The organism is Gemmiger formicilis, from assembly GCF_018784445.1.
Lineage (GTDB): Bacteria > Bacillota > Clostridia > Oscillospirales > Ruminococcaceae > Gemmiger.
This window is the reverse complement of the sequence record NZ_WQOH01000100.1, coordinates 162,678-172,725: the sequence shown is the minus strand read 5'-3', so window position 1 is coordinate 172,725 and position 10,048 is coordinate 162,678. Positions and strand designations below refer to the sequence as shown.

The window sequence follows — 10,048 nt, the reverse complement described above, 5'->3', positions numbered from 1 at the left end:
TGCATATCCTCGACAATGAGGAAGAATCCAGAGCCTACATTCATCAGATGTGGGCAGAAGCAATGGCGATCTACCGAAGCGGAGACTTCAAGCTGCGGTTTAGCCCGACAATGAATGAGTATCTGAAAGCCCATCAAAGGGAGTTTATGCCGGAGGACACCAAAGCCGGACAGATACTTGATTATCTGGACAGCTACAAAGGAAATGCGGTCTGCTCCAAACAGCTTTACCGAGAAGCATTGGGGCATGAGTATGACGAGCCGAAGCAATGGGAACTGCGAGAGATAAACGACATTATGAACAATGTTGTCAAAGGTTGGAAGTCTTTCAGCAATCCGAGACACTTTCCGAAGCCGTATCTTCGTCAGAAAGGTTGGGAGCGTGAGTTGCCCGACAACGGAGAAGCTGACAACGGGGACGGAAAATTTATTCCTCTCTCCGATGCGGAGCTTAAACAGATGGAGCTGCCGGAGGGATGGCGATAGAAAATTGCTATCCTGTTGTCGGCTTGTTGCCGAGCCGGTTGTCAATCCCGTTGTCGGGCAAAATCCGAAAAAGCCTTGTCCAGACTGGACTTTTCTCTCTCTGACAACCATGACAACCAAGATTTCAAAGAAAAAGTAAATAGTAAGTAATAAGAGCCGCCCGATAAGATAAAAGGTTTTTCAATGTCCGTTGTCAGGACTTCGTTGTCAGCCTTTCCTTGTCGGGCATTTTTCATTCATAGGAGGTATTGAATGACAGAAAACAGAAACACAGCAGCACAGACCACCGCACAGCACACCGCACCCACCGTCAGAAAGCAGATAAACGGCACGACCTATATTGTCCGTGTCCACTTCAACGAGAACGCCAGAGAGACGATGGAGGACAAAATCAAGCGACTGCTTCGCAACGAGATTCAGCAAAATGTAACTTGTTTGTGAATTTGATGAAAAAGTCCTTGACTTTTCGTCTCTGGCAAGACCTTAAAGTCGATTCTGGTGAGCTGCGGTGCACGTCTGGCTCCCTTCGATATTGAGGAAGTCCGCGATATCACCATGTACGATGAGCTGTCGCTGGATACGGTGGGAGATAAGAAAACGGCTCTGTTCCTCATTATGAGCGATACAGACCCGACTTTTAATTTCCTGATTTCGATGATCTATACACAGCTGTTTAACCTGCTGTGCGAGAAAGCGGATGATATTTACGGGGGCAGATTGCCGGTGCATGTGCGCTGCCTGATTGATGAGTGTGCGAACATTGGTCAGATTCCAAATCTGGAAAAGCTGGTAGCCACCATCCGATCAAGAGAAATCTCGGCATGTCTGGTACTTCAGGCACAGAGCCAGTTGAAGGCAATCTACAAGGACAATGCCGATACCATCATCGGCAATATGGATTCTCGTATTTTCCTTGGCGGTTCGGAGCCGACTACGCTGAAAGAGCTGAATCAGGCATTGGGAAAAGAAACGATTGATCTGTACAACACTTCCGATACCAGAGGCAACAGCCCATCTTACGGCACCAATTACCAAAAGGTTGGGCATGACCTGGCTTCGGTGGATGAACTGGCTGTGCTGGATGGCGGAAAGTGCATTTTGCAGCTGCGCGGTGTCAGACCGTTCAAGTCAGATAAATACGATCTGACCCAGCATCCGAACTACAAGCTCACTGCCGGTGCTGATAAGAAAAACACGTTCAGCATCGAGACGTTTCTCGATCATCGGCTGAAGCTCAAGCCCGGTGATAAGTACGAAGTAGTTGATGCAGATCATGCCAAATAAGTTTGTTCCGGTGACGAAGATGTCATGGGTACGCTGCTGGTAACAGAATAAGATAAGGGGCGGCGAGCTGCCGCCTCTTTACATAGCCAGGTTTCTGATTGGGATTGGAGACCTGGCTATATGTTTGCCCATTTGCAGGTGCACATGCAGATGGAAAATCACTATTCATTAGCCCGCAAGGGCGCATCGTACAAGGAGGTACACATTTATGGCATTTTTCAACAGCGCAGTAACCGTTCTTCAGACTCTTGTCATCGCACTGGGTGCCGGTCTCGGCATCTGGGGAGCCATCAACCTGCTGGAGGGCTACGGCAACGACAACCCCGGTGCCAAATCCCAGGGTATGAAACAGCTGATGGCTGGCGGCGGCGTGGCACTGATCGGTACGACTCTGGTGCCGCTGCTTTCCGGTCTGTTCGGTTAAGCAAAAGCTGTCGGAGCGAAGATTCCGGCCGGGCGGCGAAAGCTGCCTGTTACATAGTCAGGTGCAGGCAATCTCCGCAGCTGGCTATTTTCTGCGCTCTCTGGCAGGTGCACATGTTGGAAGTATGGCGCAGAACCGCAGTTTAGAATCGCACCGGCGGATAGGCCGGACAAGTTACAGGAGGACAAATCTATGGCGTTTCTTACTACAACTGCATCGGCACTGTCTCTTTTCTCTCAGCTGTTCATGCTTCTGTCCCGGATGGCGAAGCTGTTCGGCGTGTTTGCGTAAGGAAGGAGGCGGCTCATGCAGAGTATCCTTGAACAGATCACAGATTGGCTCAAGAGCATGATCATCAGCGGTATCATGGGAAATCTTTCAGGGATGTTCGATTCGGTCAACCAGCAGGTTGGACAGATCGCAGGCGATGTGGGAACCACACCGGCGAACTTTTCACCTGCTGTTTTTTCTATGATCCGCAACATCTCGGAATCCGTGATCCTGCCCATTGCCGGAATGGTGCTGACTTTCATCGCCTGTTATGAGCTGATCCAGATGCTCATTGAGCATAACAATCTGGCAAATTTCGAGACATGGACATTTTTCAAATGGGTCTTTAAGACCTTTCTGGCAGTGACCCTGATCTCGAACACATTCAATATCACGATGGCTGTCTTTGATGTGGCGCAGCAAGTGATCTCCCGAAGCGGCGGGCTGATTTCCGGCAGTACGTCCGTCAGCGATGCGACCCTGACAGCAATGCAGGCCACGCTGGAAGGCATGGACTTAGGACCGCTGCTGGGACTGTATTTGCAGACCTTTGTGGTTCAGGTCACGATGCTGGCGTTGTCGGCTATCATCTTTGTCATCGTGTATGGCCGAATGGTGGAAATATATCTCATGGTGAGCCTTGCGCCGATTCCGTTCGCAACCTTTGGAAACCATGAGCAGAGCCATACCGGTCAAAACTATCTGCGCTCCCTGTTTGCACTGGGATTCCAGGGCTTTCTTATCATGATCTGTGTAGGCATCTATGCAGTTCTGATTCAGAACCTGTCCTTTTCGGATAACATCATCAGCAGCATTTGGGGCGTTTTGGGCTATACGGTTTTGCTGGCATTTACGCTGTTTAAGACGGGAAGCCTCGCGAAATCCGTGTTTGCAGCGCACTAAGAGAGGAGGAATGATTCATGGCATCTTATATTTCTGTGCCGCGAGACCTTTCAAAGGTCAAGACCAAGGTCTTTATGAACCTGACCAAACGGCAGATTCTCTGCTTCGGAGCCGGTGCGCTGATTGGCGTTCCGGTTTTCTTTTTGCTCAAATCCAGCGGAAATCTGAGCCTTGCTGCACTTGGCATGATGGCAGTGATGCTGCCGCTCTTCTTTCTTGCCATGTACGAGAAAGACGGTCAGCCGCTGGAAGTGGTGGCAAAGCATTTCTATGAGGCGAAGTTCAAGAGGCCGAAAACGCGGCCTTACAAAACGAAAAATTACTATGCACTGCTGGTTCAGCAGGCAGACGTGGAAATGGAGGTAAATCGCATTGTTCAAAATTCTCGAAAAGCTGACAGCGAAGAATAAAAAGCAGGATGACATCCGAATGCCGTCTCATCTGTCAGCCGCAGAGCAAAAACAGGTGCAGACGGTGATTGATCGTGCAAGGGGTGACCGCACGGTTCCGCACTCGGCACAGGAGAGCATTCCTTTTCAGCGGATGTTCCCGGACGGTATTTGCCGTGTGACGGACAATTACTACACCAAAACCATTCAGTTTCAGGACATCAATTACCAGCTGGCGCAGCAGGAAGATCAGACGGCTATCTTTGAGGAATGGTGCAGCTTCCTGAACTTCTTTGATTCCAGCATCCGCTTTGAGCTTTCTTTTATGAATATGGCTACGGATGCCTCGAATTTTGAGAAGATGGTGCGCATCCCGTACCAGAAGGATCATTTCAATCCGGTGCGCACGGAGTACAGCACCATGCTGCGTCGCCAGCTTGCCCAAGGTAACAACGGCCTGACCAAGACGAAGTATCTGACGTTTGGCATTGAGGCGGAATCCATGAAACAGGCAAAGCCGAGGCTTATCCACATCGAGATCGACCTGATGAACAACTTCAAACGCTTGGGTGTCCGGGCAAAATTGCTGAACGGCAAGGAACGGCTTCATCTGATGCACGATATGTTCCACATGGGTGACCATGACCGATTTAATTTCGATTGGAAGTGGTTGCCGGAGAGCGGACTGTCGGTAAAGGACTTTATTGCACCGACCGGGTTTGCCTTTCCGAAGAACCGCATTTTTCAGATGGGCGGGATGTATGGCTCCATGTCCTATCTCCAGATCACGGCTTCCGACCTGTCGGACCAGCTGCTGAAAGATTTTCTGGATATGGAATCCAGCCAGATTGTGACCATGCACATTCAGTCGGTAGACCAGAACAAAGCAATCAAGTCCATTAAGCACACCATTACGGAGCTGGATCGTTCCAAGATTGAGGAACAGAAGAAAGCTGTCCGTTCCGGTTACGATATGGACATCATTCCGTCAGATTTGGCAACTTACGGTAAGGACGCAAAGGCACTGCTGAAGGAGTTGCAGAGCCAGAATGAGCGTATGTTCCTGCTGACCTTTCTGGTGATGAACACCGGCGAGACGGAGCAGGAGCTGGAAACCAATGTGTTTCAGGCTTCCAGCATCGCACAGAAGTACAACTGCAACCTGCGCCGTCTGGACTTTCAGCAGGAGCAGGGGCTGATGAGCTGCCTGCCGCTGGCACAGAACCTGATTGAGATTCAGCGCAGCATGACTACCAGCAGCACGGCAATTTTCGTGCCGTTTACTACCCAGGAACTGTTTCAGACCGGGAAAGAAGCTCTGTACTATGGGCTGAATGCTTTGTCCAACAACCTGATTATGGTTGACCGGAAAAAGCTCAAGAATCCCAACGGGCTGATTCTGGGTACCCCCGGTTCCGGTAAATCCTTTTCTGCCAAGAGAGAAATCGCCAATGCGTTCCTGGTGACGGATGACGATGTAATCGTGTGCGATCCGGAAGCCGAGTATACGGCACTGGTGCAGAAATTTGAGGGGCAGGTCATTAAAATCAGCCCTTCCAGCACGCAGTATATCAATCCGATGGACATCAATGCGAATTATTCAGAAGAGGATAATCCGATTGCCCTGAAAGCAGATTTCATCCTGTCTCTGTGCGAGCTGATCGTGGGCGGCAAGGAAGGCTTGCAGCCGGTAGAAAAGACGGTCATCGACCGCTGCGTTCATCAGATTTACCAGACCTATTTTGAGAATCCGGTGCCGGAGAACATGCCGGTGTTGCAGGACTTGTACGAGGCACTGCTCCGGCAGGATGAAAAGGAAGCACACCATGTGGCAACGGCACTGGAAATCTATGTGACCGGTTCGCTGAACCTGTTTAACCACCGCACCAATGTAGATATCAATAACCGGCTGGTCTGCTATGACATCAAGGAGCTGGGCAAGCAGCTGAAAAAGATCGGGATGCTGGTGGTGCAGGATCAGGTCTGGGGGCGAGTGACCGCCAACCGTAATGCCGGTAAAGCCACCCGCTACTATATGGACGAGTTCCATCTACTTTTGAAAGAAGAGCAGACAGCGGCCTACAGCGTGGAAATCTGGAAGCGATTTCGTAAATGGGGCGGTATTCCCACCGGCATCACCCAGAATGTGAAAGACCTGCTTTCTTCCCGCGAAGTGACGAACATTTTTGAAAACAGCGACTTCATTTATATGCTGAATCAGGCAGCCGGTGACCGTCAGATTCTGGCGGATCAGCTGAATATCAGCCCGCACCAGCTGTCCTATGTGACCCACTCCGGCGAAGGTGAAGGACTGCTGTTCTACGGAAATGTGATTTTGCCGTTCGTTGATCGTTTCCCGACCGATCTGGAACTGTACCGGATTATGACGACAAAATTAACCGAAGTGCAGGAAGCGAAGGAGGCGTAAGCGATGGCTGGCAAGAAAAATCCGAATCTCGGAGACAAGCTGAGGCAGGAGCGCGAGGGTGCGGAGAACACCCTTCGCGATTCCAGAAACAAAACTGCCGATAGCAGTACGGGAGACAGCAGCAAGAAAAAAGCGGAACACCGCAGGCAGATTCGTCACGAGGCCGATCTTGTCAAGATGCGCAGTAAGAAGCTGAAATCGGAGCAGGATGTAAAGGCAAAGAGGAATGCAGCGGCTCCCAGGAAAAAAGGCGAAAAGCCAAAGAAGCCGGGGAATCTTGCGGCAGATGCACTTTCAGCCAAAGCGCATCAGAGTGTGCGCAATGCCGACCAGGATAATAATTCCGGCGTGGAGGCAGCGCATTTTACCGAAGGTTCAGCGGAAGGAGCAGCCCGCGCTGGTTCCCGGTTCCAATATGGTCGAAAGCTGCGGAAGTACAAAAAGCTGGAGCGGTTGGAGAAAAAGGCAGATAAAGATGCCGTAGATTCCATCTTTACGGAACGTATGAAGTCTGATCCGCAGGCTGCCTCCAATTTCTTTTCCAGATGGCGGCAGAAGCAGGCCATCAAAAAAGAGTATGCCGCTGCGAAGGCAGGTGCGGCCGCTGCGGAGAACACAGCAGCTGGCACAGCCAAAGCTGCGCAGGGTACTGCCAGCATGACGGAAAAGGCGTTTCAGTTTGTGCAGAGCCACTCGTATATCATCATCGGTATCGCGGCCGTGGGACTGCTTGTTTTGGTGATTGCCGGGTCGGTATCGTCCTGCTCTGTCTTGATCAATGGCGGCGGCAATGTGGTGCTGGGGACTTCCTACACAGCGGAAGATGAAGATTTGAAAGGCGTGGAGACGGATTATACCAAGCTGGAAGATAAACTTCGCAAACAAATCGACCGCATTGAAACCGACCATCCGGGCTATGACGAGTATCGCTACAATCTGGCAGAGATTGGTCACAATCCCTATGAGCTTGCTTCTCTGCTAACCGTAGAATTTGAAAACTACACGAGAAGCCAGGTGCAGGCGCGGCTCCAGAGTATTTTTGAAGCGCAGTATGAGCTGAAGCTGGAGGAAAAGGTGGAAATCCGGACGAGGAAAGAAACCCGTGTGGGCTATCGCTACAATCCGCTCACCGGAACCGGACACACCTACACCTATCAGGTAACGGTACAGTATGAGTATAAAATCCTCAATGTAACGCTGCTCAATCGGGGTGTGGACTATGTTGCCAGAAATTCCGGCCTTACAGATGACCAGCTGCAACGCTACGAAGTCACATTGGAGTGCCGAGGCAATCGGGATGACCTGTTTGCAGGCATTGCCTTTGCAACGCCGGATGGCGCAGGTTTCAGCGGAGAATATCAGGATTACGACATTCCGGGCGAAGCTCTGACGGATGAAAAATTCCGGAAGATGATTACCGAAGCAGAGAAATATCTCGGTTATCCCTATGTCTGGGGCGGCAGCTCGCCGAGTACCAGTTTTGACTGTTCCGGCTTTGTCAGCTGGGTCATCAACCACTGCGGAAATGGCTGGAATGTAGGCAGGCAGACGGCCAACGGTCTGATTGGGAAATGTGACATTATCCCGAAGAGTGAAGCAAAGCCCGGAGACCTGATCTTCTTCCAGAAAACCTACAACACCAGCGGAGCGTCCCATGTGGGCATTTATGTCGGCAACGGGATGATGATCCACTGCGGCAACCCAATTTCCTATGCTTCCATTGAGACGAGCTACTGGCGGCAGCACTATTACTGCATGGGAAGAATTCGATAAAAACAGGGCGTTTATTCGCCCGGAAAGGAAACGATATGAGCTTGAAACTGGAAAAGATTGCTGCGGAGCGGGAGAAAGCCCGCAGAAAACGCGATGAGTGGGAGGAGCGCAGAAAGGAATGGGACAGAAAGTACCACGAACAGGAAAACAGCGAAATCTGTGAAATGGTACATGCCCAGAGCCTGACCCCGGAACAGCTGGCAGTCATCATTCAGATGGCGCAGGCTGCGGTTCCCAACCCGGAGAACCTGAAACTGGATGAGAAAGAAACGGAGGATATGGAATGAAAAAGATGATGGCAATGCTGCTTGCCAGCGTGATGGCGGCAGGAACCTTTACGACTACTGCGTTTGCCTATACGGGCGATGATGTGCAGAAGAACACATCTGTCAGTACCGCTGCGCAGGAAGCGGATGCAGCAGAAAGCGCAAATGCAGGGAAAACGGACAATACCGACAGCATCGAAATCGACCCGGACATGCAGGTGCTGCCGGATGGCTATGAGGTCTCTACGGATGCGAATGGGAACCTGATCGTTACGGTGGGCGGCAAGGAATACAACATCGGCAGCGAAAAGTCCCAAAAGCAGATGGGTACGGTGGTGCCGGGTATCACCAGCCTGCATTTCCGTTCCGGTCCCGGCATGGATCAGGAGATTATCGGATATCTGCATTCCGGCGATACGGTGGAGATTGTCGAAAAATGCGGTGACTGGTATAAGGTGAACTTCAACGGCAAAACCGGGTATGCACATGGAAAGTACCTGAATGTCACGGATTCCGCAAAAGACAGCAGCATGTTCAGTGAAGATGCTCTGAAGCTGTTTCTGGATCTGATGCAGGGCGGAATGTCATCCGAGGATGAGAAGGAATCCAGTGCAGCTTTGACTCCGGAAGGTAATATGACGCTGGTGGATGATATCGGTGAGGAAGAAGATAAATCCAGCCAGCAGTTCATCACGCTGGTGACAAAGGCGGGCAACACCTTCTATCTGATTATCGACCGCGATAAAGACGGCAACCAGAATGTGCATTTCCTGAATATGGTGGATGAGGCCGATCTGCTTGCTCTGATGGATGAAGAGGAAGCCGCCAAGTATCAGGAGAAGGAACCGGAAGTCACGGAACCTGCGGAAACCGAAAAGCCGCAGGAGACGGAACCTGCACCGGAAGAGCAAAAAACAGAGGGCGAGCAGAAGAAAGCTTCCCCGCTCCCGATGATTATGCTGCTTCTGTTTGTGATCGGTGCAGCCGGTGTCGGCGGTTATCTTTATGTTAAGATGAAGGGCGTAAAGCCTGCGTCCAAGAAAAATCAGTCGGACCCGGATGCGGATTATCACGATGAGGATGAAGACGTACTCCAGCTGCCGGAGGATGATGGTGACGAGGGCGAAGAAGTGGATGTCAACGAGGATTACGAAGCAGAATCGGACGATGAACCTGTCTGATTAACGCAGCGTTGACCGGTGGGGCGGCTGAGAAGCCGTCCCTTTTACATAGCCAAATGGTTTGTGGATGAACTATTTTGAGCCATGAAGCTATGGAATCTGTAGGCGATATCTGATAAAATAGAAAGTAAAAACAGCTCAACAACTCGGAATTTATGGAGGTATATATTATGAGAGTAAACATCTCAATCATTCTAATGGTAATTGCAGCGTTGGTCGGTTTTTTCTTTGGTGCTGGAATGAACGAAGCAATGCGTGGAGCAATACTACTTTCAATGATTACAGGTTTTGCTTGCACTATTAATGCTATTGAAAAGAACAAGAAGGACTGACAACTCCCTGTTTTGAGAATTTATAAAATCGAGATTTGATAAAGGAGATGGCAAATATGTGGTGGTCTATTGGTGGTGGAATCATAATCTTTGCGTTAGGTATGTTTATCTTCTTAAAGCCGGGCTTAATATGGAAATTAACAGAAGAATGGAAATCTTATCGTGCAGATGAACCATCTGAGTTCTATTTGAAAGCCACAAAAATCAGTGGTGCTTTATTTGCCCTATTTGGAATTATTATGATTATGCTTCCATTTATTTTGGAGTGACAATTTCAAGTTTGTAGACCTAAAACAGAATACCGTTCCTTACA

The 10,048-nt window shown here is 50.2% G+C and carries 10 protein-coding genes and 2 pseudogenes; all 12 read left to right on the top strand.

Going from position 1 to position 10,048, the window contains the following annotated elements:
* Positions 1 to 485, top strand: a pseudogene (locus GPK89_RS16115) (virulence-associated E family protein); the annotation flags it as partial.
* A gap of 252 nt (positions 486 to 737) precedes the next feature.
* The gene (locus GPK89_RS16110) at positions 738 to 926 is read left to right on the top strand and encodes a transposon-encoded TnpW family protein (RefSeq protein WP_195308984.1); all 189 of its coding nucleotides are present in this window, start codon (positions 738 to 740) and stop codon (positions 924 to 926) included.
* 30 nt (positions 927 to 956) lie between these two features.
* Positions 957 to 1,769, top strand: a pseudogene (locus tag GPK89_RS16105) (VirD4-like conjugal transfer protein, CD1115 family); the annotation flags it as partial.
* A 208-nt stretch (positions 1,770 to 1,977) separates the two neighbouring features.
* Positions 1,978 to 2,193 (top strand): Maff2 family mobile element protein, encoded by a 216-nt coding sequence (locus GPK89_RS16100; RefSeq protein ID WP_002576404.1) that lies wholly within the window; start codon positions 1,978 to 1,980, stop codon positions 2,191 to 2,193.
* A gap of 306 nt (positions 2,194 to 2,499) precedes the next feature.
* Entirely contained in the window at positions 2,500 to 3,366 is an 867-nt protein-coding gene (locus GPK89_RS16095) for a VirB6/TrbL-like conjugal transfer protein, CD1112 family (protein ID WP_005929916.1), read from the top strand.
* A gap of 17 nt (positions 3,367 to 3,383) precedes the next feature.
* On the top strand, positions 3,384 to 3,776 hold the full coding sequence (locus GPK89_RS16090; RefSeq protein WP_002576402.1) for a PrgI family protein: 393 nt from the start codon (positions 3,384 to 3,386) through the stop codon (positions 3,774 to 3,776).
* Positions 3,777 to 3,795: 19 nt separating this feature from the next.
* On the top strand, positions 3,796 to 6,183 hold the full coding sequence (locus GPK89_RS16085) for a VirB4-like conjugal transfer ATPase, CD1110 family (RefSeq protein ID WP_117963970.1): 2,388 nt from the start codon (positions 3,796 to 3,798) through the stop codon (positions 6,181 to 6,183).
* Positions 6,184 to 6,186: 3 nt separating this feature from the next.
* On the top strand, positions 6,187 to 7,956 hold the full coding sequence (locus tag GPK89_RS16080) for a C40 family peptidase (RefSeq protein ID WP_215694682.1): 1,770 nt from the start codon (positions 6,187 to 6,189) through the stop codon (positions 7,954 to 7,956).
* Between the two features lie 35 nt (positions 7,957 to 7,991).
* Positions 7,992 to 8,243 carry a DUF4315 family protein gene (locus tag GPK89_RS16075; RefSeq protein WP_013274293.1) on the top strand — a complete coding sequence of 84 codons (252 nt, stop codon included), beginning with the start codon at positions 7,992 to 7,994 and terminating at the stop codon, positions 8,241 to 8,243.
* Positions 8,240 to 9,403 carry a CD1107 family mobile element protein gene (locus tag GPK89_RS16070; protein WP_215694681.1) on the top strand — a complete coding sequence of 388 codons (1,164 nt, stop codon included), beginning with the start codon at positions 8,240 to 8,242 and terminating at the stop codon, positions 9,401 to 9,403. The genes GPK89_RS16075 and GPK89_RS16070 overlap by 4 nt, the downstream gene beginning before the upstream one ends.
* A 170-nt stretch (positions 9,404 to 9,573) precedes the next feature.
* Positions 9,574 to 9,735 carry a hypothetical protein gene (locus tag GPK89_RS16065; RefSeq protein WP_215694679.1) on the top strand — a complete coding sequence of 54 codons (162 nt, stop codon included), beginning with the start codon at positions 9,574 to 9,576 and terminating at the stop codon, positions 9,733 to 9,735.
* Positions 9,736 to 9,791: 56 nt separating this feature from the next.
* Complete coding sequence (locus GPK89_RS16060) at positions 9,792 to 10,004, top strand: DUF6199 family natural product biosynthesis protein (RefSeq protein ID WP_215694677.1); 213 nt, start codon at positions 9,792 to 9,794, stop codon at positions 10,002 to 10,004.
* The last annotated feature ends 44 nt before the right edge of the window (positions 10,005 to 10,048 follow it).